A 24,967-nucleotide genomic window follows, 5' to 3' on the forward strand; every position below is an offset into this window, starting at 1 on the left:
CCTGGGCGAAATGCGCCTGGTAAGCAGAGTTTTTGAAATGTAAGGCCTTTGAATAAGACAAAAGGCTGCCTCATCGCTAACTTTGCAACAGTGCCTGGTAAAATTGCACGGCTAACTATTCAACTGAGGAAAGGACATGTTTACTGCATTCAATGAGAGAAATGATTTCAGTTATGCTTTTGAAAAAATCCGTAATGCGATTTCCGCGCCAGGAGAAAATAATCTTTATGCTGCAACAGAATTAGGTCTTGGCATTCTGCTCCGTAAATACGAGCAGTTTCGCCAGGAACTGGATGCGGCCGGTGAGCTGGGAAACTGGGAATATGATCTCGATACCTACAATCACTGTATTGCGGTGCTGCAACGTTACTTCACCGGCAATCCATCCGGACTGACAGAACGTGATGCCCGGATTTACAGCCATTACCTGCAGACTGAGCACAAAAGGTTTGTGAAACTGGCTGAAGAGCTGGCTGCCGGCCGCTGACTACGGACAGAGGGCGGGATTTCTCAGGAATATAAAGGGGTAAATGATCAATGACTGATATACAGGCCGCAACTGAGAGTATAGTTGCTGCGACATCCCATCCGGTTTCCGTACAGCTGATTAATCAAGGGGCGGGGATCTGGGGAAACGTGGCAACCGGGCTTATCACTGGCCTGCTTACTGGGGGTATAACACTCACTGGCATCTGGCTGACACATTATTTCACGCTTAAGCGTGAGAGACAGGCGTCAGAAGATAAAATGAAAAAGGAACTGCATTACATTGCCACCGAGTTGGTATTCATGCTTGAACGGTATGCTGAGGGTTGTTTCCGGGTTGTGACGGATGACGGCCAGGATGATGATGCCCCCCAGCCTGAGAGAAAAGCTGTCACGAATTACCCTGAACTGAATCTGATCGATGTCTCCGGTGACTGGCGGACTTTAGAGCCACGTCTTATGTATCGCATCCGTGAACTGCCGGTGCTCCAGGATGAGGCCCACAGGGCAATTGCATATGCCGCCGAATACTCCGACCCTCCTTGGCATAAGGACTATTTCAGGGAACGGCAGTATCAGTTCACGCGCTTGGGCATCAACGCTGTCATTCTTGCCGTCCGTCTGCGCAAGGCAACCGGGATGCCCGAAACACGTCTTACAGGTCATGATGAATGGTCTGCAGTTTCCGTGTTTCGTAAAGTCTGGAGGCGCGAAAGAGCCCTGCGCGCTGCTGAAGCTACCCGCAACAGGGAGTGGAATCAATTAGTGATACCTGATGGAATGTCAAACCAATGAGCGGCCTCTTATCATATTCTCACCCGCAGCAGCCGGCGCAAATGCCGGTGGCCATTGACTATCCCGCCGCGCTGGCCCTGCGCCAGATGGCGCTCGTTCAAGATGAACTACCGAAATACCTGCTGGCACCGGAAGTCAGCGCCCTGCTCCATTATGTGCCCGATTTGCACCGCAAGATGCTGCTGGCAACCCTCTGGAACACCGGCGCACGTATCAACGAGGCGCTGGCGCTGACCCGGGGGGATTTTTCGCTGGTGCCACCGTATCCGTTCGTGCAGCTGGCCACGCTTAAGCAGCGCACCGAAAAAGCGGCCAGGACAGCCGGCCGAGCTCCCGCCGGTAGCCAGGCTCATCGTCTGGTTCCGCTTTCCGATCACCACTACGTCAGCCAGCTGCAGATGATGGTGGCCACCCTGAAAATTCCGCTGGAAAGACGCAACAAGCGTACCGGCAGAACAGAGAAAGCCCGCATCTGGGACATCACCGACCGGACAGTACGGACCTGGATTGGCGAAGCGGTTGAAGCGGCCGCCGTCGACGGGGTGACATTCTCGGTGCCGGTCACCCCGCATACGTTCCGCCACTCCTACGCGATGCATATGCTGTATGCCGGCATACCACTGAAGGTTTTGCAGAGCCTGATGGGCCACAAATCGATTAGCTCGACGGAAGTCTATACGAAGGTGTTCGCACTTGATGTTGCTGCGCGGCATCGAGTTCAGTTTCAGATGCCCGAAGCGGATGCGGTAGCCATGCTGAAAGGGAATATTTAAGTACTTAGGAGAATGATGCTGGCGAACGTCCTGCTCGCCGGGGAGGTCTGTCAGACGTTATCTGGACCAGCTGACGGGAATATCTGCTCTGTATTCCTCATACTGCTCATAGATCGCATGCTGAAGCATCGTAATACGTTCTGACAACCTGTTGGCGTCCGACATATGCCGCCATTCCCCCTCAATAGTGGTTTTCTGTCCATCCGGGAGATTGAGCGTGATCAATACCTTTGTATCACGAATAATCACCCCGTCAGTGAAAGAATTAAGACCACTCCTTACGGTATTATCTATCTGTATAGTTTCAAGTTTCATCTTGTTACCTCCTGTTGACCGGATCCCAAGCATAGATATCTGAATTCAAATTGCCTAGTGAAATGTCTGGATATGCCGCATTTTTCCCCTTATACAGCGAAGCTGGCCAAAGGCCAGCCCGCTTAGATTTATCGCTTTTGCCAGTAGATCAGCATGGCAAGGAACAGGATTGTTGCCCCCTGAGAAGCGGTCAGGAAAGTTTCCAGCAATGACATTATCGTAAAACTCCGCATTATTAATTTCAGGTGTGTGATTCAGGGGCCTTAGTCCCCCTTTTACAGGACGTAGTGTTCTGTCACGACGGAAGCCAGGGTTAATAAAAACGATTCGAATATGTCTGCAGGGACGATAGAAATCTTCGTGCGGGTTGTCTCGCTGTAGCCGGCTCTGGAGAGCGACTCGGGGGAGGAGTAGTATCTTCCGGCCACGGATATGATCGAGCCAGCAGTGCTCGCCGCAGTCGAGCGACAGGGCGAAGCCCCGAGTGAGCGAGGAAGCACCAGGGAACAAAACTTATAAATTCTGCTTACGCTCAATGCCTGAAAAATCACCTCCCCTCGGGGTTATCCACTTATCCACGGGCATATTTTTATAAAGTACTTTTTTATTCTTTTTCTTTATTTTACATCTTTTAGGGAGCCTGAAAGCCGCGTACAGTGCGGCCTGAGAGGGGGCCTGTATGGGCAACTGGTAAACATAATATGGGAAATTAATCACGTATCAGTGGGTTTTGTGTCAACAAGCTATGGGATACGCATCAACAAGCTATGGGAAAGAGGTCAAGTTCAGTTCTCAATTATCCACTTGTGGATAAAGTGCAGATTTTTCCGGTGGATAAGTATCGCGATAGCTTGCAATTTCTGTTTTCACTGTCATTATGGGTGGGTAAAAATTTACCCATAGGCATTGAAATGGATACTCAAGCACTCTTGCCAGCTACTAAAACGTTTAAAAAACGCGCCAGTATAAAGCAATCTAACGAATTGACCGAAGCTGCATATTACCTGCCTCTTCAGGCAAAACGTGTGCTGTGGTTATGCCTCATGCAGGCCTATTTTAATGACAGCCAGGAAGATGACTCTGACGTATTGCCGCTCTTCAAAATCAGCGTTTCCGATTACGTCAAATACTTCAATGTCGCTACGTCTGTCGCCAGTCGTGATGTGAAGGCTGGGGTAAATGCTCTGGGCGAATCAACGGTTACCTTTTATCCAAAAGAAGGTGAGTTTGAAGAAGTTAAACGTCCGTGGCTGGCTGAAGCAGGAATGAAGCGAGGCCGGGGTTCCTGGCAGATTGAATTTAACTACAAGGTCATGCCATTCCTGGTCGGCTTAACCTCCCAGTTCACTACCTATTCTCTCTATGACTGTGGCCAGCTTAATAGTGTTCGTGTCATCCGGCTTTATGAAAGCCTGTGTCAGTTCCGGAGCACTGGTGTCTGGATCACCACACATGACTGGTTATGTGAAAGGTTTATGCTCCCTGCCTCGCAGAAAAACAATATTGCTGAAATGAAGCGTACCTTCCTGGAACCTGCTCTGAAGAAAATTAATGAGAAGACGCCATTAAAGGTAACATATACCACTGAAGAAGATGGTCGCTTGCTGTTTAATTTTCTTGATAAAAAACAATAGTCTGTAATTTTTATTTCCTCCCCCCTTAGTTTGTTGCTGACATATGGGGGGATACTGAACTTGCTGTGTTTCCCATAGTGCTTGCCTAACTTGACCTGTTTCCCGCAATCGCGGCTGTCTGCGTAGTTGACCTGTTTCCCACAGTCCGGGCCGTCTGCGGAGTTGACCTGTTTCCCACAGTCCCGGTCGTCTGCAAAGTTGACCTGTTTCCCACAGTCCCGGTCGTCTGCAAAGTTGACCTGTTTCCCACAGTCCGGGCCGTACGCGGAGTTGACCTGTTTCCCACACTCCCGACCGTCCGAGAAGTTGACCTGTTTCCCATAGTCCGGGCCGTCCGAGAAGCTGACCTGTTTCCCTTAGTCCGGGCCGTCTGCAAAGTTGACCTGTTTCCCACAGTCCCGGCCGCCCGCGAAGTTGACCTGTTTCCCATAATCCGGGCCGTCCGCGAAGTTGACCTGTTCCCCACACTCCCGGCCGCCCGTGAAGTTGACCTGTTTCCCATAGTCCGGGCCGTCCGCGAAGTTGACCTGTTTCCCATAGTCCGGAGCGTCCATTAAAGTTGACCTGTTTCCCACAGAGGATGGAAAACTCTTCTTGTGCTGAGCGTAAGAGCTATCTGCCGGAACGGTTCCTCTTCGCTTCCTCGCCAGTTCGCTCGCTACGCTCGGTTACATGGCTGCGGCGAGCGCTGATACATAAGGCTCAGCATTGCACTGGTCGTAACTAAAATCAGAATCCTTCTGAATGACTCTCCTGTCTTGCAAGTTGAATACCTTTCTCAAAGCCCTTTTGTATGAGTTGCTGTTGATGGTCAAAAGTGCGTCTGCGTGTTGCTGCAGTGTGATTTAGTAGCACGCCCGTCGAGCTTCATCCCCCTTCTGTTGAGAGCGAAATCAAAACAATATGATTTTTTTCTTGCAACATGACACTTTTTGTTCAAAATGACAAAAAACGTCATGAGGTGATAAATGGACAATATTGAGCAGTTACGGAAAGTCGCTACACGTGCAGGTAAGCTTCTGACATCTTTGAGCGAAAGTATCCGACAGCAAAAAGAGGAATTGAAGCTTACCGAGTTCTATCAGGAATACAGCAAAGCCGCTCTGTATAAGCTGCCTAAGCTCAGTAAAGGCAGTGTTGAGTATGCTGTGTCCGAAATGGAAGCCGGTGGCTACATTTTTAAAAAGAAACCTTCTGGTAATACGATGAAATACGCGATGACGATTCAGAATGTCATCGATCTGTATAACCATCGTAAAGTACCGAAGTACAGGGATCGCTTCGATAAAGCCTTTACGATTTTTGTATGTAATCTTAAAGGTGGTGGTTCCAAGACAGTTTCTACCGCTTCATTATCACATGCTTTTCGAGCTCATCCTCAGCTTCTGTTCGAAGACCTGCGTATTCTGGCCATCGATTTCGATCCGCAGGCATCTCTGACAATGTTCCTGAGCCATGAGAATTCAGTGGGCTTGGTTGAAAATACGGCTGCTCAGGCCATGCTCCAGAACGTGTCTCGTGAAGAATTACTTTCCGATTTTATAGTACCGTCTATTATCCCTGGTGTTGATGTAATCCCCGCTTCCATTGACGATGCATTCCTTGCTGAAGGCTGGAAGGGATTGTGTGAAGAACATCTGCCAGGGAAAAATATTCATGCGGTGCTTAAAGAGAACATTATCGACAAGCTCCAGCATGACTACGACTTTATTTTCCTTGATAGTGGTCCTCACCTTGATGCGTTCCTGAAAAACTGCATTGGGGCGGCAGACCTGATGTTGACCCCTCTTCCACCGGCGACGGTTGATTTTCATTCTTCCCTGAAGTTTGTGGCCAGCCTCCCTGCCCTCATAGATTCCATCGAAATGGATGGGCACACCTGCAATCTCATCGGTAATGTCGGCTTCATGTCCAAGATCCTGAACAAGTCTGATCACAAAATTTGCCATAGTCAGGCCAAAGAGGTTTTCGGTGCCGATATGCTAGACATGGTTCTGCCAAGACTGGATGGTTTCGAACGTTGTGGGGAGACTTTTGACACAGTTATTTCAGCAAATCCAGCAACCTATGATGGAAGTACAGAGGCACTAAAAAGCGCAAAATCAGCAGCGGAAGACTTTGCGAAGGCAGTCTTTGATCGCATCGAGTTCATTCGTACTAACGGAGGTATGTGATGTCGAATGAGAAAAGAAAAACCATCGGCAGACAGTTAAATACTCAGGCGTCAATGCTCGAAATGGCTGACACCGGTAGAAGTCAGGTATTTACCTTAAAAACCGGCAGGAAGGTAACGTTCAGGTTTGTTCGGGTGCCTGCATCTGAAGTTGAAAGTAAGACCTTCGTAAACCAGGAAAACAATGGAAGAGATCAACTTGCACTGACCAGGGAGTCTCTGAAATCCATTATCCAGACGATTAAGTTTCAGCAGTTCTTTCCCTGTATTGGTATTAAGCAAAGTGAAAGGATTGAGATACTGGATGGTTCAAGACGGCGAGCCTCAGCAATTTTTGTCCGTACAGGCCTTGATGTAATGGTTACCGAAGAACATTTATCAGCTGATGAAGCTCGCCAACTGGCTAAAGATATCCAGACAGCTAAAGAACATAATCTTCGGGAGATTGGTCTGAGATTGATCGCTCTTAAAGAGTCCGGATTTAATCAAAAGGAAATTGCTGAACTGGAGGGATTATCTCAGGCTAAAGTTACCAGGGCGCTGCAGGCGGCGGCCGTACCGCAAGACTTAATTTCTCTGTTCCCGGTTCAGTCGGAGCTATCGTTTAGTGATTATAAACTTCTTTTAGAAGTTAATGAAAAACTCGGTGAAAAGGGATTAACGCCTGAAGAACTCATTCAGTCTGTATCAGCTCAGCTCGATGCAATTTTGAGTGATGGCGAGCGACCAGAAGACGAACAGAAAGCCAGTATTCTGAAGCTGATTTCTCAGGCATCTCAGGCATTGATAGATCCATCTCCCAAGGAAAAGTCAGTGGTTTCCCCACTCTGGTCTTTTGAAGAAAAGGACAAGTTCGCGCGTAAGCGTGTGAAAGGGCGCACGCTGACTTATGAGTTTAGCCGTATGTCAAAAGTGATTCAGGATGAACTGGACAAGGTTATCAACGAAGTCCTTGACAGAAATTTGAGTCAATAATTTCGCCATGGCGATTTCACATCTAACTTATTGTAATTAGGCAGTTTAGGTTGAGAATTTCACGGTGAAATCGCCATGGTTTCACGCCAGTTTCGCTGCAGGAATATCTGACCATCGTGTCGTATAAGCAGGAGAAAGCATCTCCCGTTTCATCTGCCATTCCGGGGCCATACCCCGCCCCGCAAACCATACTTTACCCAGCCCTGAGTTGTTGATCCCGTCCAGAACCCTCATCAGCTCAGCACTGTGAGGGCGTGGCGGGCGTTCGTCGAACAGTTGCAGCTGCGAAACTCCGGAGCCGGTGAAGTCATTCAGCATAACTCCGGCTTTGGCATACCGGTGCCCATCCCTCCAGATACGCTCCAGAGCCGTTGTAGCGGCTGCAATGATGTCCCTGGTGTCCTGAGTGGGTGTAAGAAGTTTTTCCGTAGCCACGTTGCCGTAGTAAGGCTCTTTAATGGCGAACGGAGACGTTTTGATGAAAACGGAAATATGCCGGCAATACTGGTGCTCTTTACGCAGTTTTTCAGAGGCCCGCTCTGCGTGCTGACAGATAGCCTGACGGAGTGACTCGTACTCCGTGATCTTCACGCCAAAACTGCGGCTGCAGACAATTTGCTGTTTCGTCGGAGGGGCTTCCTCAAGCGAAAGGCAGCTTTCCCCGTTCAGTTCCCGTACCGTTCGCTCAAGGACGACAGAAAAATTTTTGCGGATGAAGGCCGGGTTCGTCAGAGCCAGATCGAGCGCGGTTTTTATGCCCAGCACATTTAGCTTGCGTGCAATACGGTTACCCACCCCCCAGATTTCTTCAACCGGCTGCAGTGAAAGCAGTTTCCGCGTCCTTTGCGGATTTCCCCTGGTCAGAGCGAGTACGCCATGAAACTGTTTCCACTCTTTTGAGGCCCACTGGGCTGATTTTGCGAGGGTTTTCGTTGGTCCGGCGCCCACGCCAATGGTCAGGCGGGTACAGTCATACACCTGCTGACGCAGCTGCCGGGCGAAGTCCTCAAGCCCCATACAGTGCTCCACGCCGGTCAGGTCGAGGAACATCTCATCAATTGAATACTGTTCCACCCTGGGGGCCAGTTCCTCCAGGCAGTTCATCACGCGCGCCGATATCGAGGCGTAAAGTTCATAATTACTTGAAAACGCATATATTTTTTCCGGGTATCTTTCGTTTTTTATCTGAAACCACGGAGTTCCCATTTTGATCCAGGGCTTCGCCTCGGCACTGCGAGCGATTACATTCCCGTCGTTGTTGCTCAGGACGACTATCGGCTTTCCTTTCAAATCCGGGCGGAAAACACGTTCACAGCTGGCATAGAAGCTGTTCACATCGGCCAGGGCAAACATCAGTACATCTCCCTCGGGCGGTGGATGATATGCGTGACGACGCCAAAGATATCCAGCTCGTCGGGATCAGGATAAATCGGCGACCAGGAGGCATTCATGGGCTGCAGCGTCAGTCGCGGCGTCAGCAGAAGCCGTTTCACCGTAAACTCCCCCTGCATGCTGGCGACAACGATATCGCCGTGCCGCGGCTTTTCAGCACTGTCCACAACCAGCAGATCGCCATTGTACAGACTGCCGTCGGCCATGCTGTCTCCGCTGGCACGCAGGTAGTACGTCGCGCTCGGATGCCGTATGCAGTAATCATGGAGATCCAGATCGGACTCGACATAGTCAGCAGCAGGGCTGGGAAAACCGCAGCTGGCCAGATCGGCAAACAATGGATGGGCCTGTGGCGGGAGTTCTTTCCCGGTGCTGAAAAGTTGTAGTTTCATCTTTCCTCCTGACACTCTAATTTTACTGGTTATACATACAGTGTTCGCCGGGAGACCGGTAGAGATCAAGGGGTGAAAGTCCCCGACCATTGAAGGACCAGCAATCCACAAGGTCCCCGAGTCATGCGTTGCATACCGCGAGGTATGGGGCGAAGCGTTGACAGGGGTGTTGACAGGCCAGCCATTGAGCCACGAAATGTATATTAAATTACCGGGTGCCGACGTTGTACTGTTAACGGAAGGCAACATCATAGGGTGCGATACTGCGAGTGCCACATGGACCCGGCGGGGTCTGAGACCCTGGCATGTCAATACGATCTCTACGCGGGAACCGGGAGATCTCCCCTCTGACCATCTGCCAGTGTCGGAGACGGCCCGCACCGGGAAGACGAGGAGTCATAGCCGGTGATGTACGGAGAGGAGAAGTCGGACTCGCTCATAGTAGCGGCGAAGCAGGCGAACAACCCGAAAGGAGCGGAGTCAGTGGAGCGAAGGAGCGGGGCCAAGGGGAACGCGGAACAGCCACACATGCGCCGGACACAGAGCCGGGAAAGCATGTCACAGAGGCTGTCACGCGTGCGGGAAGCTGCGAAGCAGCGGAAGAAAGAACGGTTTACAGCATTGTTCCACCTGCTGACAGTCGAAGCACTGGAAGCCGCATTCCTCTCCCTGAGCAGGAAAGCGGCCGCCGGAGTGGATGGCATCAGGTGGATGGACTACGCCGGAAACATGAAGAACAACATAACAGATCTGCACCGGAGGCTACATCAGGGCAGCTACAGGGCGCAGCCCGGCAGGCGTCACTACATCCCAAAAGCGGATGGAAAACAACGCCCGCTCGGCATCGCCTCGCTGGAGGACAAGATCGTCCAGTATGCGCTGGTGAAAATCCTGAACGCAGTCTATGAAAACGACTTTATGGGGTTCTCATACGGGTTCAGACCCGGGCGAAGCCAGCACGATGCACTGGACGCACTGGCCACAGGGCTGGTACGCACTAACGTAAACTGGGTACTGGATGCCGACATCAGTCAGTTCTTCGACAGGGTGAGCCACGAATGGCTGATCAGGTTCACAGAGCATCGGATCGGCGACCGGAGCGTAATCAGGCTCATACGTAAGTGGCTCACAGCCGGGACGTTGGAGGAGGGTCAATGGCGAGCAACGGAGGAAGGCACCCCACAGGGTGCGGTCATCTCACCGCTGCTGGCAAACATATACCTCCACTACGTCTTCGATCTGTGGGCGCATCAGTGGCGACGTCGCTATGCCACAGGCAATGTGGTAATGGTCAGATACGCCGATGACATCGTCATCGGGTTCGACAAACGATACGATGCCCGGCGCTTCCGTATAGCCATGCAGCGCAGACTGAGGGAGTTCGGACTCACGGTTCACCCGGAGAAAACCCGTCTGATGGAGTTCGGCCGCTTCGCTGCCGAAAACCGTGCCATCAGGGGAAAAGGCAAACCAGAAACGTTCAACTTCCTCGGGTTCACGCACATCAGCGGGAAAGATCGCAACGGCAGGTTCATGCTGATACGAAAGACCCGCCGGGATCGGATGACGGCAACTCTGAAAGCCATCAAAGACGGTCTGCGAAGGCGCTGGCATTACTCAATCCCCGAACAGGGAAAATGGCTCAGGAGAGTGGTTCAGGGATACCTGAACTATCACTCGGTACCGGGCAACTTCCCCACCATGCAGAAGTTCAGGACACACGTAACAAACCTCTGGCGCCGGGCGCTCAGGCGCAGGAGCCAGAAGGATGATACGACCTGGACGAAAGCAAACAAACTGGCAGCCGCATGGCTACCAAGGGTTCGGGTTCTTCATCCATGGCCTGTGGAGCGGTTCACCGCCAGACACCCGAGGCAGGAGCCCGGTGCGTAAATCGCGCACGCCGGGATCTGTGCGGGGGGTATCCGGTAACGGGTATCCCTACCGCGACATATTTAACAGCGTGACGATAATCCAGATCGCCTGCCGGATAATGGTGCCAACTTACTGATTTAGTGTACGATGGTGTCTTTGAGGTGCTCCAGTGGCTTCCATCTCCATCAGTTGTCCCTCCTGCTCAGCTACTGAAGGCGTGGTGCGTAACGGTAAAAGTACTGCCGGACATCAGCGCTATCTCTGCACTCACTGCCGTAAAACATGGCAGCTACAGTTCACTTACACCGCCTCTCAGCCCGGTACGCACCAGAAAATCATTGATATGGCCATGAATGGCGTTGGATGCCGGGCAACCGCCCGCATTATGGGCGTTGGCCTCAACACGATTTTACGTCACTTAAAAAACTCAGACCGCAGTCGGTAACCTCACGCATACAACCGGGCAGTGACGTCATTGTCTGCGCGGAAATGGACGAACAGTGGGGCTACGTCGGGGCTAAATCACGTCAGCGCTGGTTATTTTACGCCTATGGCAGGATGTGCAGGACGGTGGTGGCACGCGTCTTTGGTGAGCGTACTCTGGCCACGCTGGAGCGTCTTCCGGGCCTGCTGTCGGCCTTTGAGGTCGTGGTATGGATGACGGATGGCTGGCCGCTTTATGAATCCCGCCTGAAGGGAGAACTGCACGTTATCAGCAAGCGATATACGCAGCGAATTGAGCGGCATAACCAGAATCTGAGGCAGCATCTGGCAAGGCTGGGCAGGAAGTCACTGTCGTTCTCAAAATCGGTGGCGCTGCATGACAAAGTCATCGGGCATTATCTGAACATAAAACACTATCAGTAAGTTGGAGTCATTACCAACCAGTTCACCACCTACTCGCTCCGCGATTGTGGCAGTCTTCGAAATCCCCGGACGATCCGCCTTTATGAAAGTCTTGCTCAATTCAAATCTTCAGGCTTATGGGTTACTACTCATGCTTGGTTAAATGACCGTTTCGTCTTACCGGAATCCCAGCAGAAGAACTTGGCAGAGTTGAAACGATCTTTCCTTGATCCTGCACTCAAGCAGATAAATGAGAAAACACCTTTACTTGCTAAGTATAGTATTGATGATTCAGGAAAATTTCTGTTCTCAATAATTGATAAGCAAAATCCCGTCTGACATAAATCAGCACACATGAGCCTGTCATTTGACAAATTTTTGTCATGAAGATGGGCGGATTTCCACACAGCACCGGCGCCCGGTAAGATGGGCGGATTCCCACACGGCACCGGCGCCCGGCAAGGTGGGCGGATTCCCACACGGCACCGGCGCCCGGTAAGGTGGGCGGATTCCCACACGGCACCGGCGCCCGGCAAGGTGGGCGGATTCCCACACGGCACCGGCGCCCGGTAAGGTGGGCGGATTCCCACACGGCACCGGCGCCCGGTAAGGTGGGCGGATTCCCACACGGCACCGGCGCCCGGCAAGATGGGCGGATTTCCACACAGCACCGGCGCCCGGTAAGGTGGGCGGATTTCCACACAGCACCGGCGCCCGGCAAGGTGGGCGGATTCCCACACGGCACCGGCGCGCGGCAAGGTGGGCGGATTCCCACACGGCACCGGCGCGCGGCAAGGTGGGCGGATTTCCACACGGCACCGGCGCCCGGCAAGGTGGGCCGATTCCCATATCGACATGTATGTAGCTTGTGTTATCTGTGGATTGTGCAGCTCAGCGGGTCGCTGGTCGTATGGCGGAGTGTCCCCCGTAACCGGCCGCGTGCGGCCGCTAACGCGCAGTACGGCGCCGCGTCCCGCAGACGGGCCGCCGTTCCCGCGCGCAGCACTGCGCACCCCCGTGGGGGACGTACGGCAGCTGCGTGGCGGTGAGCGGGATTAGGGCTTTGCAGCTACCGTGTTAAGTTCCCTGGTGTCGCTGAAATAGTTGATGAACATCCCCCTAAGCGTCAGCAGCAAGCTGCCGCCGCTTAGGCCCCGGAAATCACGCCCTTTACGTCGTAAACGCCGTAAAGCCCGCTCACCGGGGTTAAAAGGGATTACTTTGACTTCTTCATTGCTGTTCGCGAGTTAAGGCTAATCAGGGCAGGGGGTAGGGTGGCAGAATTTATAGCCCGGCAACCGGCTACGCCGGGCTTTCGGCGCCATTTTACAACACAGACGGCTTTGTTGAATAAATCGAACTTTTGCTGAGTTGAAGGATCAGATCACGCATCTTCCCGACAACGCAGACCGTTCCGTGGCAAAGCAAAAGTTCAAAATAACCAACTGGCCCACCTACAATAAAGCCCTCATCAACCGTGGCTCCATAACTTTCTGGCTGGATGATGAAGCTATTCAGGCCTGGTATGAGTCGGCAACGCCTTCATCACGGGGAAGACCTCAGCGCTATTCTGATCTCGCCATCACCACCGTTCTGGTCATTAAACGCGTGTTCAGGTTGACCCTGCGGGCTGCACAGGGTTTTATTGATTCCATTTTTACACTGATGAATGTTCCGTTGCGCTGCCCGGATTACACCAGTGTCAGCAAGCGCGCAAAGTCGGTTAATGTCAGTTTCAAAACGTTCACCCGGGGTGAAATCGCGCATCTGGTGATTGATTCCACCGGGCTGAAGGTCTTTGGTGAAGGCGAATGGAAAGTCAAAAAGCATGGCCAGGAACGCCGTCGTATATGGCGAAAGTTGCATCTGGCAGTTGACAGCAACACACATGAAATCATCTGTGCAAACCTGTCGCTGAACAATGTGACGGACTCAGAAGCCTTCCCGGGTCTTATCCGGCAGACTCACAGAAAAATCAGGGCAGCATCGGCAGACGGCGCTTACGACACCCAACTCTGTCACGATGAACTGCGGCGTAAGAAAATCAGCGCGCTTATCCCGCCCCGAAAAGGCGCGGGTTACTGGCCCGGTGAATATGCAGACCGTAACCGTGCTGTTGCGAATCAGCGGCTGACCGGGAGTAATGCGCGGTGGAAATGGACAACAGATTATAACCGTCGCTCGATAGCGGAAACGGCGATGTACCGGGTAAAACAGCTGTTCGGAGGTTCACTGACACTGCGTGACTACGATGGTCAGGTTGCAGAGGCTATGGCCCTGGTACGAGCGCTGAACAAAATGACGAAAGCAGGTATGCCTGAAAGCGTGCGTATTGCCTGAAAACACAACCCGCTACGGGGGAGACTTACCCGAAATCTGATTTATTCAACAAAGCCGCGCGGGGCTAACAGGTAAGATGAAATTAAGGTTTTACGAACACTGCCACTGTAATTAATTACCGCTACTTTCATAAATCACCTCAGAATTTTTTGTTGAACTTCTTAGGGTCGAAATTCTCACCGATTTTCTTGAAGAATTCTTTATCAATAATGCCGGGACTCTCTGCTTTTTTACTTTCCTGCACTTCAGGCTCAGACGGTTGTGTATTGTGCAATACACTTTCCGCTGCACCCTTCGCGCTACTCTTATCATGCGTATTGTGCAATACATTTTTTCGGTTTTGCCGCGTTCTATACAGTGCCATCTCAAGCCCTTTGGCTGTTACCGAAAAGCTGTATTCGCTGTCGAGGATTTCAGCAATTTCATGCCGCGTTAGCCCTCTGTCCAGCCAGTTCTCGATTTCATTTAGGCGCAATCTGACAGCAGCCGATAAGTTGCGGGGTTTCAGATCTGCTGGTTTATTCATAACCCCCTCCGTTGTATGAAAATGACTCTACAACACTCGTAAGAAGGGGTCAATCGAGTTTTGTAGTTTATCTGTAGTTTTATTGTAGTCTATTTGTAGTCTGTCACGTTTTTTGTAGTTTATTTGTAGTTTTATTGTAGTCTTACAACACTAAGGCAAAACGTTTTTTGTAGTTTATCTGTAGTTTATCTGTAGTTTTTGGTTGCTCAGATGGTCATGCAAGCATGACCATCAAAGAATAGGACGCTTTTTAGCCAAATGCCCCTTAACCTACGGAGATCGCCCTACCAAAAAAAGATGATTTTTTATCCCTTAACCTGCTATACACCTAACGCAGCGTGATAAATCACGCTATCGCACTGATTTAAAAGAAAAAAAACAAAATTTAGCCATGCTGCGGTATTACCCAGGTATTACAAATCAAATCTAAATTACTGATTTAAATAACTTTTTATTTATTACTTTGGTAATACTATGATTTCACCGTATTAGACACCCTTTTTTCGTTTAAAAAATGCACAAATTGAGGACTGAATGGGCTTTGTTGAATAAATCGAACTTTTGCTGAGTTGAAGGATCAGATCACGCATCTTCCCGACAACGCAGACCGTTCCGTGGCAAAGCAAAAGTTCAAAATAACCAACTGGCCCACCTACAATAAAGCCCTCATCAACCGTGGCTCCATAACTTTCTGGCTGGATGATGAAGCTATTCAGGCCTGGTATGAGTCAGCAACACCTTCTTCACGAGGCAGACCTCAGCGCTATTCTGACCTTGCCATCACGACTGTGCTGGTCATTAAACGCGTATTCAGGCTGACCCTGCGCGCTGCGCAGGGCTTTATTGATTCCATTTTTTCTCTGATGAACGTTCCGCTACGCTGCCCGGATTACAGCTGTGTCAGCAGGCGGGCAAAGTCGGTTAATATCAGTTTCAAAACGCCCACCCGGGGTGAAATCGCACACCTGGTAATTGATTCCACCGGGCTGAAGGTCTTCGGTGAAGGCGAGTGGAAAGTCAAAAAGCATGGTCAGGAACGCCGCCGTATCTGGCGTAAGCTGCATCTGGCAGTTGACAGCAACACACATGAAATCATCTGTGCAGACCTGTCGCTGAACAATGTGACGGACTCAGAAGCCTTCCCGGGTCTTATCCGGCAGACTCACAGAAAAATCAGGGCAGCATCGGCAGACGGCGCTTACGACACCCGGCTCTGTCACGATGAACTGCGGCGTAAGAAAATCAGCGCGCTTATCCCACCCCGAAAAGGCGCGGGTTACTGGCCCGGTGAATATGCAGACCGTAACCGTGCAGTGGCTAATCAGCGAATGACCGGGAGTAATGCGCGGTGGAAATGGACAACAGATTACAACCGTCGCTCGATAGCGGAAACGGCGATGTACCGGGTAAAACAGCTGTTCGGGGGTTCACTGACGCTGCGTGACTACGATGGTCAGGTTGCGGAGGCTATGGCCCTGGTACGAGCGCTGAACAAAATGACGAAAGCAGGTATGCCTGAAAGCGTGCGTATTGCCTGAAAACACAACCCGCTACGGGGGAGACTTACCCGAAATCTGATTTATTCAACAAAGCCACTGTATTCCACAGCGAGATAGTTGCTGTCAGCAGCGTCAGTCCACTGGCGCGGTAGCTCTGATTTTCCGGTTTACGATCCCTGATTTCACCCAGACGGTGCAGGAATACCGCGCGCGCTAGAGAGAGCTCCCATCGCTGCGCGACGGGCCCCAACCGGAGAACCAAGTTAGTTACAGCATTCAAATGAAAATTCATCATAAAACCGGCGCCGGTTTGCCGGCCAGGAGCCCCTCCCCACCACTGAAAAGCGCCGCCGCCCCCGGCCGAAGGCCGGGGAACACCATCGCTTTTAATGATGGGTGTTGTAACTACTCTTCATCATCGCTGTGAGTGGAGCTGCGGTCAGTTCTCTGGTACACGCTCGTAAGCGGCCCTCCGGCCCGCTAACGCGGAGATACGCCCCGACTGCGGCCTCGCCTTGCCGGGTCAACTCCGACCGCGTACAGCGGCGTCTGAGATGTTTTTCGCGGGTATGGCTTTGCAGCTACCATGTTAAGTTCCCTGGTGTCGCTGAAATAGTTGATGAACATCCCCCTAAGCGTCAGCAGCAAGCTGCCGCCGCTAAGGCCCCGGAAATCACGCCCTTTACGTCGTAAACGCCGTAAAGCCCGCTCACCGGGGTTAAAAGGGATTACATTAACTTCTTCATTGCTGTTAGCGGGTTAAAGCTAATCAGGGCAGGGGGAGGATGGCAGAATTTATAGCCCGGTAACCGGCTACGCCGGGCTTTCGGCGCCATTTGACTCCACAGACACATGTAACCTCATCTGGCGCCTCCATGCCGCTGACGCGGCATCCAGAAGCTTCCCGATGCTGTAAATCTTAACGTCTGCTTTGTTCAAAAAGTAATTCGTGCCTAATATACGTTCATTAACGTATGTCCCAGCTTTGATACAAATAAATGCACCAGGAAGCGGCAGGCTGAGTAACCAAGAACCCCTTAGAATATAGGATGATTTGTATCGGCACTCATTACACCATGCTTTCCGATTAACGCCGCATAGCAAGTTGAACTTTGCTACTCTGTGAAAGGTAGTGTCTTCTATCCAGTGCGGATTTAATTAATGGAATAAATGATTATGAGTGAAAATGATACAATCCCGAAGAAGTCTACAAGCCAGATTAACAAAGCGGTATTTTTTACATCTGCTTTGCTGATTTTCCTTCTTGTTGCCTTTGCCGCCGTATTCCCGGATGTCGCCGACAAAAATTTTAAACTACTTCAGCAACAAATCTTCACGAATGCCAGCTGGTTCTACATCCTTGCTGTGGCCCTGATTTTACTGAGTGTCACGTTCCTGGGACTCTCACGCTACGGTGATATCAAGCTGGGCCCGGACCATGCGCAGCCTGATTTCAGCTACCACTCCTGGTTTGCGATGCTTTTTTCGGCAGGGATGGGGATCGGACTGATGTTCTTTGGCGTTGCCGAACCTGTAATGCATTATCTTTCGCCTCCCGTCGGCACCCCGGAGACCGTTGCGGCAGCGAAGGAAGCAATGCGTCTGACCTTCTTCCACTGGGGACTGCACGCATGGGCAATTTATGCCATTGTGGCGCTGATTCTGGCGTTCTTCAGTTACCGTCACGGTCTGCCGTTAACCCTGCGCTCCGCACTCTATCCCATTATCGGCGATCGCATATACGGGCCTGTAGGTCATGCGGTTGATATTTTCGCTGTTATCGGCACGGTCTTTGGCGTTGCGACCTCGCTGGGTTATGGTGTTTTGCAGGTGAATGCCGGTTTGAACCATCTTTTCGGGGTGCCCATCAATGAAACGGTGCAGGTTATTCTGATCGTGGTCATCACGGGGTTAGCGACGATTTCAGTGGTGTCCGGCCTGGATAAGGGAATACGTATCCTGTCTGAGCTCAATCTGGGTCTGGCGTTGTTGCTCCTGGCGCTGGTCCTGTGTCTGGGACCAACCGTGCTTCTGCTGAAGTCATTTGTGGAAAATACGGGCGGTTATCTTTCGGAACTGGTGAGTAAAACGTTCAACCTTTACGCGTATGAGCCTAAGTCGAGCAACTGGCTGGGGGGCTGGACATTACTGTACTGGGGATGGTGGCTTTCATGGTCGCCGTTTGTGGGGATGTTCATCGCACGGGTCTCCCGCGGGCGAACCATTCGCGAGTTTGTCACCGGCGTGCTGTTTGTTCCCGCGGGTTTTACGCTCATGTGGATGACGGTGTTTGGTAACAGCGCGATCTATCTCATTATGAACCAGGGGGCCACAGACCTCGCCAGTACCGTTCAGCAGGATGTGGCGCTGGCCCTGTTTAATTTCCTGGAGCATTTCCCGTTCTCTTCCGTGCTGTCATTCATCGCAATGGCGATGGTCATCGTCTTCTTTGTCACGTCTGCTGATTCAGGGGCAATGGTTGTTGATTCTCTGGCATCAGGTGGAGTGGCAAACACACCCGTCTGGCAGCGAATATTTTGGGCCTCGCTCATGGGCATTGTCGCAATTGCGCTTCTCCTTGCCGGAGGGCTAAGTGCGCTGCAAACAGTGACAATAGCGAGTGCATTGCCATTCTCAGTGATCTTACTGATATCTATATACGGACTTTTAAAAGCTTTGCGCCGGGATTTGACCAAGCGTGAAAGCCTGAGCATGGCGACAATTGCTCCTACGGCTGCACGTAACCCAATTCCCTGGCAGAGAAGGTTACGCAATATCGCGTATCTGCCGAAGCGATCTCTTGTGAAACGTTTTATGGACGACGTCATCCACCCCGCCATGACGCTGGTTCAGGAAGAGCTGAACAAGCAGGGGACGATAAGCCACATCAGTGACGCAGTCGACGATCGTATTCGTCTTGAAGTCGATTTGGGTAACGAGCTGAATTTTATATATGAAGTGAGGCTTCGCGGGTATAGCTCACCGACCTTCGCGCTCGCCGCGATGGATAATAATGAGCAGCAGACTGAACAACATAGATATTATCGCGCTGAGGTATATCTCAAAGAAGGCGGTCAAAATTATGATGTGATGGGCTGGAACCAGGAGCAGCTGATTAATGACATACTGGACCAGTACGAAAAACATCTGCACTTCCTGCACCTGGTTCGTTAACAGCAACATGCCGTCCTGGGGGCGGCAATTATTTATCCCGGCCGCAATATGAGGAATGCAGAATGATTTCACGCTGGAAATGGATTCTGAAGCAGACATTTAAAAAGCTATGGTTCAGGGCAACGTTATTCGCCATTGTCGCGATAATAACGGCCCTTTTATCAATTCTTTTTAAATCAATGATACCTGAGTCGGTTTCCGTGAAGGTTGGTGCGGAAGCAGTCGATAACATTCTGAACATACTGGCATCGAGTATGCTGGCAGTGACCACTTTTTCGTTGAGTATCATGGTCACAGCCTACGGTTCAGCCACTACTAATGTGACTCCCAGAGCTACGCGTTTAGTTGTTGAAGACGTGACCACACAAAATGTACTGGCCACCTTCATCGGTTCTTTTCTCTTCAGTCTGGTAGGGATTATTGCCCTCAATATGGGAGCTTATGGAGAAAGGGGGAGAGTCATTTTATTCATTGTCACACTGGTTGTCATTGCCTTAATCCTCATCACATTGCTTCGCTGGATACAGCATTTGACCTCTCTGGGGAGGGTTGGTGAGACAACGGCAAAAGTAGAACAGGCGGCCATCGAATCATTTATTGCGAGAGCAAGAAATCCCTTTCTCGGCGGATATCCATGGCTTGAGAACAATGAACAGCCGAAAGGAACGGTTGCAGTTTATCCGAAGAAGATTGGCTATGTTGAATATATTGATATGGTGAAACTTAGCAAACTGCTGACCAATGATCCCCGTCATGTATACCTCGTGGCGCAGCCAGGCAGTTTCATACATCCATCCATGCCAGTTTTGTACCTGAGTCAAGGCCAGGAGTCATCAATCAGCGCCGATTTACTTGAGAGGATTATTGTCTCGGATGTACGTTCATTTGCTCAGGATCCCCGATTTTGTCTTAGCGTCATGGCCGAAATAGCCTGCCGGGCCCTTTCCCCCGCAGTGAACGATCCTGGAACCGCCATTGATGTCATTGGCAGAGGTGTTCGTATACTTTCCACTTACGCGCAGAATAAATCTGATGAAATAGAAGTGAAATATCCTTCAGTTCATGTTGCACCACTTCAGAATAACGATCTACTGGAAGACTTTTTCTCACCTGTCGCGCGCGATGGCGCCAGTATGAGGGAGATTCAGATAAGAGTCCTTAAAGGACTGTCTATGCTGAGTAAGGGTTGGCCTGGGGTATTTTCTGAGGCCGCGCATAATTTAGCATTTGAAACATTAGAGCATGCAACACGTGCTGACCATATAAATTCTGAAAAATATCTAATAAAATCAATTTATTATAATTTATTTGGTGGCGAAGATTCTAATAAAAAACCATAGTTGCGGAGCAAGCGATTCGGTTGTTGGCAAGTAAAGGGGGTCCGCTTGGAAAACGGAATCTATGGTCACTCCCGTTTTTGCAACACCGATTTTGACGACAAGTTGGCTTGCTTGAATCTATCCGGCGTCTGAATGGGATTTTATTCCCGCGCCTCGATGAGTTCCGCGCCTGATGAACCTCCAGAAAATATACGGCTTCAATGAGCCTTTCCGTTTTACAGGTTCCTCAACAGGCCGGTGGGCCGTTAGTATCATCAATATCAGTATTCGCAAAACCAGATGAATGATTGTTTAAACTGGTGTATTTCTGCCTTTATGCTTCGTAAGTTTGCTGTCGCGCCGTCAGTGCCCAGGCTATTCTGGCCAGCTTGTTTGCCAGAGCACAGGTGACGACAAAGTTGCTTTTCCGACACAACAACTCCCTGACCCAGTCGGCCAACTTGCCAGACTGGTGTTCCAGTTTTTGTATGAATACCCTGGCACACTGAACCAACAAAGTTCGGATCTTTTTGTTGCCCCGCTTGCTAATCCCTAACAATGTCGTCCGACCTCCCGTGCTGTACTGTCGGGGTACCAGCCCTGTTGCCGCCGCAAAGTCACGGCTGCTGGCGTACTGCTTCCCGTCGCCAATCTCAGTTGAAATAGTACTGGCAGTCAGCGTTCCAACGCAGGGAATACTCAGCAAGCGCTGTCCAACCTCATCTTCGTCCAACTTTCGTTTCAACTGAGATTCCAGATCTTTAATCTGCTCAACAAGATAGTGATAATGCTGTTGTAATTTCAGCAGTAACTGGCTGAGATAAAGAGGCAAACTACTGTCCTCAAGAAGGGTACTCAGTCGACTAATAACGGCAGCACCTCGCGGAACGCTGATACCAAATTCCAGCAGAAAAGCATGCATCTGATTAGTTGTTTTCACCTTATCCTGAACCAGGGATTCACGGACACGATGCAGAGCTCGCATTGCCTGCTGAGATTCGGTTCTGGGCTGCACGAAACGCATAGATGGACGTGATGCTGCTTCACAGATAGCTTCAGCATCAACGAAGTCATTTTTGTTGCTTTTAACGAATGGGCGGACAAATTGCGGTGATATCAGCTTTGGAAAATGCCCTAACTCTGCCAGCTTGCGTGCCATAAAGTGAGAACCGCCACAGGCTTCCATCGCGATGGTTGTTGCCGGGCATGTCGCCAGAAATTCGATTAGCTTTGGTCGGGTGAATTTTTTACGGTAAACGGCCTTCCCACGATGATCCTGACAATGAATATGGAAAGAGTTCTTACCCAGATCGATACCAATAAGCGCAATGTTTTCCATGATGGTTCTCCGAATGAAAGCCTGTCCTCAGCATAGTACCGGGAAGGAGGGAGTGACCATCTCATTAAATAAAGCACGCTAAGCCGGTTGCAGCGGCCGTAGCGGCCTGAACTTGCCCGCGCCGATCTTGGCGCTGCTGCGCCAGAGGTAATCGCCGGTCAGGTTGATGTGCTCCCAGCCGAGCGGCGACAGGTACTGCAACAGGCCGTCATCGACGGCTTGACCGTGGCCACGCAAGGCGTTCGCGGCCCGCTCCAGATAGACCGTGTTCCATAGCACGATGGCCGCCGTCACCAGGTTGAGGCCGCTGGCCCGGTAGCGCTGCTGCTCGAAGCTGCGGTCGCGGATTTCCCCCAGGCGGTTGAAGAACACGGCGCGGGCCAGCGCGTTGCGCGCCTCGCCTTTGTTCAGCCCGGCATGCACGCGGCGGCGCAGCTCGACGCTTTGCAGCCAGTCCAGGATGAACAGTGTGCGCTCGATGCGTCCCAGCTCACGCAGGGCGACGGCCAGGCCGTTCTGGCGCGGGTAGCTGCCAAGCTTCCTGAGCATCAGCGAGGCCGTCGCCGTGCCCTGCTTGATCGAGGTGGCCATCCGCAGGATTTCATCCCAATGGGCGCGGACGTGCTTGATGTTGAGCGTGCCGCCGATCATCGGTTTCAACGCCTCGTAGGTGGCATCGCCCTTCGGGATGTAGAGCTTGGTGTCGCCCAGGTCACGAATGCGCGGGGCGAAGCGGAAGCCCAGCAGGTGCATCAACGCGAAGACGTGGTCCGTGAACCCTGCCGTGTCGGTGTAGTGCTCCTCGATCCGCAGGTCGGATTCGTGATACAGCAGGCCGTCGAGCACGTAGGTCGAGTCGCGCACGCCGACGTTCACGACCTTGGTGTGGAACGGCGCGTACTGGTCGGAGATATGGGTGTAGAACGTCCGCCCTGGGCTGCTGCCGTATTTCGGATTGATGTGGCCGGTGCTCTCGGCCTTGCTGCCGGTGCGGAAGTTCTGGCCGTCCGACGATGACGTGGTGCCGTCGCCCCAATGCTCGGCGAAGGGATGTCGGAACTGCGCGTTGACCAGCTCGGCCAGTGCCGCCCCGTAGGTTTCGTCGCGGATGTGCCAGGCTTGCAGCCAGGCCAGCTTGGCGTAGGTCGTGCCGGGGCACGATTCCGCCATCTTGGTCAGGCCCAGGTTGATCGCGTCGGCGAGGATCGTGGTCAGCAACAGGTTTTTGTCCTTGGCCAGGTCGCCTGACTTCAGGTGGGCGAAGTGCCGGGTGAAGCCCGTCCATTCGTCTACCTCCAGCAGCAATTCGGTGATCTTGACGTGCGGTAGGATCATCGCCGTCTGGTCGATCAGGGCCTGTGCGGTATCGGGCACCGCCGCATCGAGCGGCGTGATCTTCAGGCCCGACTCCGTGATGATGGCGTCCGGCAGCTCGTTGGCCAGCGCCATGCGGTTGACGGTGGCGAGCTGCGTTTCCAGCAGCGTCAGCCGGTCATGCAGGTACTGGTCGCAATCGGTGGCCACGGCCAGCGGCAATTCGCTGGCCTGCTTGAGGCTGGCGAATTTCGCGGGCGGCACCAGGTAGTCCTCGAAGTCCTTGAACTGGCGCGAGCCTTGCACCCAGATGTCGCCGGAGCGCAGCGCGTTCTTCAGCTCCGACAGCGCGCACAGTTCGTAGTAGCGCCGGTCGATGCCGGTGTCGGTCATCACCAGCTTCTGCCAGCGCGGCTTGATGAACTCGGTCGGCGCGTCGGTGGGCACCTTGCGGGCGTTGTCGCTGTTCATGCTGCGCAGCACCTCGATGGCGTCGAGTACGTCCTTGGCGGCGGGCGCGGCCCGCAACTTGAGCACGTCGAGAAATTCCGGCGCGTAGCGGCGCAGCGTGGCGTAGCTCTCGCCGATGCGGTGCAGGAAATCGAAGTCCTCGGGTTGCGCGAGCCGCTGCGCTTCGGTGACGCTCTCGGCGAAAGCATCCCAGGACATGACGGCCTCGATGGCGGCGAACGGATCGCGGCCCGCTTGCTTGGCCTCGATCAGCGCCTGGCCGATGCGCCCGAACAGCCGCACCTTGGCATTGATCGCCTTGCCGGATGCCTGGAACTGCTGCTGATGCTTGTTCTTGGCGGCATTGAACAGCTTGCCCAGGATGCGGTCATGCAGGTCGATGATTTCGTCGGTGACGGTGGCCATGCCCTCGATGGCGAGCGCCACCAGGGTCGCGTAACGCCGCTGCGGCTCGAACTTCGCCAGGTCGGCGGGCGTCATCTGGCCGCCCTCGCGGGCGATCTTGAGCAGCCGGTTCTGGTGAACCAGCCGCTCGATGCCGGAGGGCAGGTCGAGCGCCTGCCACGCCTTGAGGCGTTCGATGTGTTCCAGCATGTGCCGCGAGTTCGGTTTGACCGGGGATTGCCGCAGCCAGGCCAGCCACGTCGTCTTGCCGTTGTCGCGGCGCTTGAGCAGATCGTCGAGGCGACGGCGATGCACGTCCGTCAGCGGCTCAGCCAAGGCGTCGTAGAGACGCCGGTTGGCGCGGGTAATCGCTTCGGCGCTCGCCCGCTCGACGGCGTTGAGGGCGGGCACAATGACCGACTGCCGCCGCAGGTGCTCGATCAAGGCTCTGGCCAGCACGATGCCCTTGTCGGTTTGCATGGCCAGCTCGGTCAGCAACTGGACAGCCTGCCGGTAGTGGCCAATCGTGAACGGCTGGAAGCCGAACACCGTTTGCAGCTCGACCAGGTGCTCGCGTCGGGTCTGCTCACGCTGCCCGTACTCGTCCCAGCTTTCGATGCCGACCTTGAGCTGGTTGGCGACCAGTCTCAGCAATGGCGGGAACGGTGGCTCATCAGCGCCAAGGATGACGCCGGGAAAGCGCAGGTAGCAGAGCTGCACCGCGAAGCCCAGCCGATTGGCCGGGCCGCGCCGCTGCCGGATGATGGAGAGGTCGCTTTCGCTGAACGTGTAGTGACGGATCAACTCATCCTTGGTGTCCGGCAACGCCAGCAGGCTTTCGCGCTCGGCGGCGGAGAGGATCGAACGGCGGGGCATGCGGTTTCCTTCTTCTTGAAATTCTATTCTTGATTGCATATCATCTCAACGAGTTTCGATAAGAAAGGA

General features: G+C 52.6%; 20 protein-coding genes and 2 pseudogenes. 13 read left to right on the top strand and 9 right to left on the bottom strand.

Going from position 1 to position 24,967, the window contains the following annotated elements; all coding sequences use genetic code 11:
* Window positions 1–136 precede the first annotated feature (136 nt).
* The 3 genes from ACOTXF_RS21145 to ACOTXF_RS21155 are packed head-to-tail and all read left to right on the top strand — an operon-like array spanning window position 137 to window position 2,054.
* Complete coding sequence (locus ACOTXF_RS21145; RefSeq protein ID WP_000493378.1) at window positions 137–487, top strand: hypothetical protein; 351 nt, start codon at window positions 137–139, stop codon at window positions 485–487.
* A gap of 50 nt (window positions 488–537) precedes the next feature.
* Window positions 538–1,281 carry a hypothetical protein gene (locus ACOTXF_RS21150; protein ID WP_000129823.1) on the top strand — a complete coding sequence of 248 codons (744 nt, stop codon included), beginning with the start codon at window positions 538–540 and terminating at the stop codon, window positions 1,279–1,281.
* Window positions 1,278–2,054: a site-specific integrase gene (locus ACOTXF_RS21155; RefSeq protein WP_000015958.1), complete on the top strand. Its 777-nt coding sequence runs from the start codon at window positions 1,278–1,280 to the stop codon at window positions 2,052–2,054. Before ACOTXF_RS21150 ends, ACOTXF_RS21155 begins: the two co-directional genes overlap by 4 nt.
* Before the next feature lie 57 nt (window positions 2,055–2,111).
* Here ACOTXF_RS21155 and ACOTXF_RS21160 read toward each other — a convergent pair whose 3' ends face one another.
* Both ACOTXF_RS21160 and ACOTXF_RS21165 read right to left on the bottom strand, forming a co-directional pair.
* Window positions 2,112–2,369 carry a hypothetical protein gene (locus ACOTXF_RS21160; protein WP_000764642.1) on the bottom strand — a complete coding sequence of 86 codons (258 nt, stop codon included), beginning with the start codon at window positions 2,367–2,369 and terminating at the stop codon, window positions 2,112–2,114.
* Window positions 2,370–2,497: 128 nt separating this feature from the next.
* Entirely contained in the window at window positions 2,498–2,602 is a 105-nt protein-coding gene (locus tag ACOTXF_RS21165) for a hypothetical protein (RefSeq protein ID WP_032409716.1), read from the bottom strand.
* Between the two features lie 534 nt (window positions 2,603–3,136).
* Between ACOTXF_RS21165 and ACOTXF_RS21170 the strand changes: the two genes are divergently transcribed.
* Window positions 3,137–4,003: a replication initiation protein gene (locus ACOTXF_RS21170; RefSeq protein WP_004118283.1), complete on the top strand. Its 867-nt coding sequence runs from the start codon at window positions 3,137–3,139 to the stop codon at window positions 4,001–4,003.
* Between the two features lie 356 nt (window positions 4,004–4,359).
* Here the strand turns inward: ACOTXF_RS21170 and ACOTXF_RS21175 are convergent, their stop codons facing one another.
* Complete coding sequence (locus ACOTXF_RS21175; protein ID WP_000339856.1) at window positions 4,360–4,557, bottom strand: hypothetical protein; 198 nt, start codon at window positions 4,555–4,557, stop codon at window positions 4,360–4,362.
* Window positions 4,558–4,971: 414 nt separating this feature from the next.
* Here ACOTXF_RS21175 and ACOTXF_RS21180 point away from each other — a divergent pair, with 414 nt between their 5' ends.
* Window positions 4,972–6,177 (top strand): AAA family ATPase, encoded by a 1,206-nt coding sequence (locus ACOTXF_RS21180; protein ID WP_000368714.1) that lies wholly within the window; start codon window positions 4,972–4,974, stop codon window positions 6,175–6,177.
* Window positions 6,177–7,151: a ParB family protein gene (locus tag ACOTXF_RS21185; protein WP_220317148.1), complete on the top strand. Its 975-nt coding sequence runs from the start codon at window positions 6,177–6,179 to the stop codon at window positions 7,149–7,151. The genes ACOTXF_RS21180 and ACOTXF_RS21185 overlap by 1 nt, the downstream gene beginning before the upstream one ends.
* Window positions 7,152–7,232: 81 nt before the next feature.
* On the opposite strand, the gene ACOTXF_RS21190 is transcribed toward ACOTXF_RS21185, so the two are convergent.
* The gene (locus ACOTXF_RS21190; RefSeq protein WP_004118291.1) at window positions 7,233–8,504 is read right to left on the bottom strand and encodes a Y-family DNA polymerase; all 1,272 of its coding nucleotides are present in this window, start codon (window positions 8,502–8,504) and stop codon (window positions 7,233–7,235) included.
* Window positions 8,504–8,935 carry a translesion error-prone DNA polymerase V autoproteolytic subunit gene (umuD, locus tag ACOTXF_RS21195; RefSeq protein WP_000776034.1) on the bottom strand — a complete coding sequence of 144 codons (432 nt, stop codon included), beginning with the start codon at window positions 8,933–8,935 and terminating at the stop codon, window positions 8,504–8,506. Before umuD ends, ACOTXF_RS21190 begins: the two co-directional genes overlap by 1 nt.
* Window positions 8,936–9,340: 405 nt before the next feature.
* Here umuD and ltrA point away from each other — a divergent pair, with 405 nt between their 5' ends.
* The 4 genes and pseudogenes from ltrA (at window position 9,341) to ACOTXF_RS21215 (ending at window position 13,996) form a co-directional block, all read left to right on the top strand.
* On the top strand, window positions 9,341–10,828 hold the full coding sequence (ltrA, locus tag ACOTXF_RS21200; protein WP_023300763.1) for a group II intron reverse transcriptase/maturase: 1,488 nt from the start codon (window positions 9,341–9,343) through the stop codon (window positions 10,826–10,828).
* Window positions 10,829–10,979: 151 nt separating this feature from the next.
* A protein-coding gene (locus ACOTXF_RS21205; RefSeq protein WP_227463316.1) for an IS1-like element IS1X3 family transposase occupies window positions 10,980–11,677 on the top strand; the annotation gives its coding sequence in 2 pieces (ribosomal slippage) (window positions 10,980–11,229 and window positions 11,229–11,677; 699 coding nt in all).
* Window positions 11,678–11,686: 9 nt separating this feature from the next.
* A pseudogene (locus ACOTXF_RS21210) lies at window positions 11,687–11,995 on the top strand (replication initiation protein); the annotation flags it as partial.
* Window positions 11,996–13,027: 1,032 nt separating this feature from the next.
* Entirely contained in the window at window positions 13,028–13,996 is a 969-nt protein-coding gene (locus tag ACOTXF_RS21215) for an IS5 family transposase (RefSeq protein ID WP_020956880.1), read from the top strand.
* Between the two features lie 139 nt (window positions 13,997–14,135).
* Here the strand turns inward: ACOTXF_RS21215 and stbA are convergent, their stop codons facing one another.
* Entirely contained in the window at window positions 14,136–14,522 is a 387-nt protein-coding gene (stbA, locus tag ACOTXF_RS21220; protein ID WP_001039464.1) for a plasmid stabilization protein StbA, read from the bottom strand.
* Between the two features lie 569 nt (window positions 14,523–15,091).
* On the opposite strand from stbA, the gene ACOTXF_RS21225 reads away from it, so the two are divergent.
* Window positions 15,092–16,060 (top strand): IS5-like element IS903B family transposase, encoded by a 969-nt coding sequence (locus ACOTXF_RS21225; protein ID WP_000654802.1) that lies wholly within the window; start codon window positions 15,092–15,094, stop codon window positions 16,058–16,060.
* Window positions 16,061–16,109: 49 nt separating this feature from the next.
* Here ACOTXF_RS21225 and ACOTXF_RS21230 read toward each other — a convergent pair.
* Window positions 16,110–16,241: pseudogene (locus ACOTXF_RS21230) on the bottom strand (Tn3 family transposase); the annotation flags it as partial.
* A gap of 956 nt (window positions 16,242–17,197) precedes the next feature.
* Between ACOTXF_RS21230 and ACOTXF_RS21235 the strand changes: the two are divergent.
* Both ACOTXF_RS21235 and ACOTXF_RS21240 read left to right on the top strand, forming a co-directional pair.
* On the top strand, window positions 17,198–19,195 hold the full coding sequence (locus ACOTXF_RS21235) for a BCCT family transporter (RefSeq protein ID WP_023302468.1): 1,998 nt from the start codon (window positions 17,198–17,200) through the stop codon (window positions 19,193–19,195).
* A gap of 62 nt (window positions 19,196–19,257) precedes the next feature.
* Window positions 19,258–20,535 (top strand): DUF2254 domain-containing protein, encoded by a 1,278-nt coding sequence (locus ACOTXF_RS21240; protein ID WP_003026025.1) that lies wholly within the window; start codon window positions 19,258–19,260, stop codon window positions 20,533–20,535.
* A 313-nt stretch (window positions 20,536–20,848) separates the two neighbouring features.
* Here the strand turns inward: ACOTXF_RS21240 and ACOTXF_RS21245 are convergent, their stop codons facing one another.
* Both ACOTXF_RS21245 and ACOTXF_RS21250 read right to left on the bottom strand, forming a co-directional pair.
* Window positions 20,849–21,853, bottom strand: a complete 1,005-nt coding sequence (locus tag ACOTXF_RS21245) for an IS110-like element IS5075 family transposase (RefSeq protein ID WP_000427614.1) — start codon at window positions 21,851–21,853, stop codon at window positions 20,849–20,851.
* Window positions 21,854–21,931: 78 nt separating this feature from the next.
* Window positions 21,932–24,898 (bottom strand): Tn3-like element ISPa38 family transposase, encoded by a 2,967-nt coding sequence (locus tag ACOTXF_RS21250; protein WP_003100881.1) that lies wholly within the window; start codon window positions 24,896–24,898, stop codon window positions 21,932–21,934.
* Window positions 24,899–24,967: the final 69 nt, after the last annotated feature.

Origin of the sequence: Enterobacter cloacae complex sp. IR53041 (assembly GCF_049238285.1) — a bacterium.
GTDB lineage: Bacteria > Pseudomonadota > Gammaproteobacteria > Enterobacterales > Enterobacteriaceae > Enterobacter > Enterobacter roggenkampii.

Excerpts from the sequence above, each read along its gene's own strand:
- ACOTXF_RS21165 (WP_032409716.1), bottom strand. The coding sequence starts at position 2,602 with ATGCGGAGTTTTACGATAATGTCATTGCTGGAAACTTTCCTGACCGCT.
- ACOTXF_RS21250 (WP_003100881.1), bottom strand. The coding sequence starts at position 24,898 with ATGCCCCGCCGTTCGATCCTCTCCGCCGCCGAGCGCGAAAGCCTGCTG.
- ACOTXF_RS21180 (WP_000368714.1), top strand. The coding sequence starts at position 4,972 with ATGGACAATATTGAGCAGTTACGGAAAGTCGCTACACGTGCAGGTAAG.
- ACOTXF_RS21150 (WP_000129823.1), top strand. The coding sequence starts at position 538 with ATGACTGATATACAGGCCGCAACTGAGAGTATAGTTGCTGCGACATCC.
- ACOTXF_RS21145 (WP_000493378.1), top strand. The coding sequence starts at position 137 with ATGTTTACTGCATTCAATGAGAGAAATGATTTCAGTTATGCTTTTGAA.
- ACOTXF_RS21155 (WP_000015958.1), top strand. The coding sequence starts at position 1,278 with ATGAGCGGCCTCTTATCATATTCTCACCCGCAGCAGCCGGCGCAAATG.
- ACOTXF_RS21160 (WP_000764642.1), bottom strand. The coding sequence starts at position 2,369 with ATGAAACTTGAAACTATACAGATAGATAATACCGTAAGGAGTGGTCTT.
- umuD (WP_000776034.1), bottom strand. The coding sequence starts at position 8,935 with ATGAAACTACAACTTTTCAGCACCGGGAAAGAACTCCCGCCACAGGCC.
- ACOTXF_RS21170 (WP_004118283.1), top strand. The coding sequence starts at position 3,137 with ATGGGAAAGAGGTCAAGTTCAGTTCTCAATTATCCACTTGTGGATAAA.
- stbA (WP_001039464.1), bottom strand. The coding sequence starts at position 14,522 with ATGAATAAACCAGCAGATCTGAAACCCCGCAACTTATCGGCTGCTGTC.
- ACOTXF_RS21235 (WP_023302468.1), top strand. The coding sequence starts at position 17,198 with ATGAGTGAAAATGATACAATCCCGAAGAAGTCTACAAGCCAGATTAAC.
- ACOTXF_RS21185 (WP_220317148.1), top strand. The coding sequence starts at position 6,177 with ATGTCGAATGAGAAAAGAAAAACCATCGGCAGACAGTTAAATACTCAG.
- ACOTXF_RS21245 (WP_000427614.1), bottom strand. The coding sequence starts at position 21,853 with ATGGAAAACATTGCGCTTATTGGTATCGATCTGGGTAAGAACTCTTTC.
- ACOTXF_RS21175 (WP_000339856.1), bottom strand. The coding sequence starts at position 4,557 with ATGGACGCTCCGGACTATGGGAAACAGGTCAACTTCGCGGACGGCCCG.
- ACOTXF_RS21190 (WP_004118291.1), bottom strand. The coding sequence starts at position 8,504 with ATGTTTGCCCTGGCCGATGTGAACAGCTTCTATGCCAGCTGTGAACGT.
- ACOTXF_RS21240 (WP_003026025.1), top strand. The coding sequence starts at position 19,258 with ATGATTTCACGCTGGAAATGGATTCTGAAGCAGACATTTAAAAAGCTA.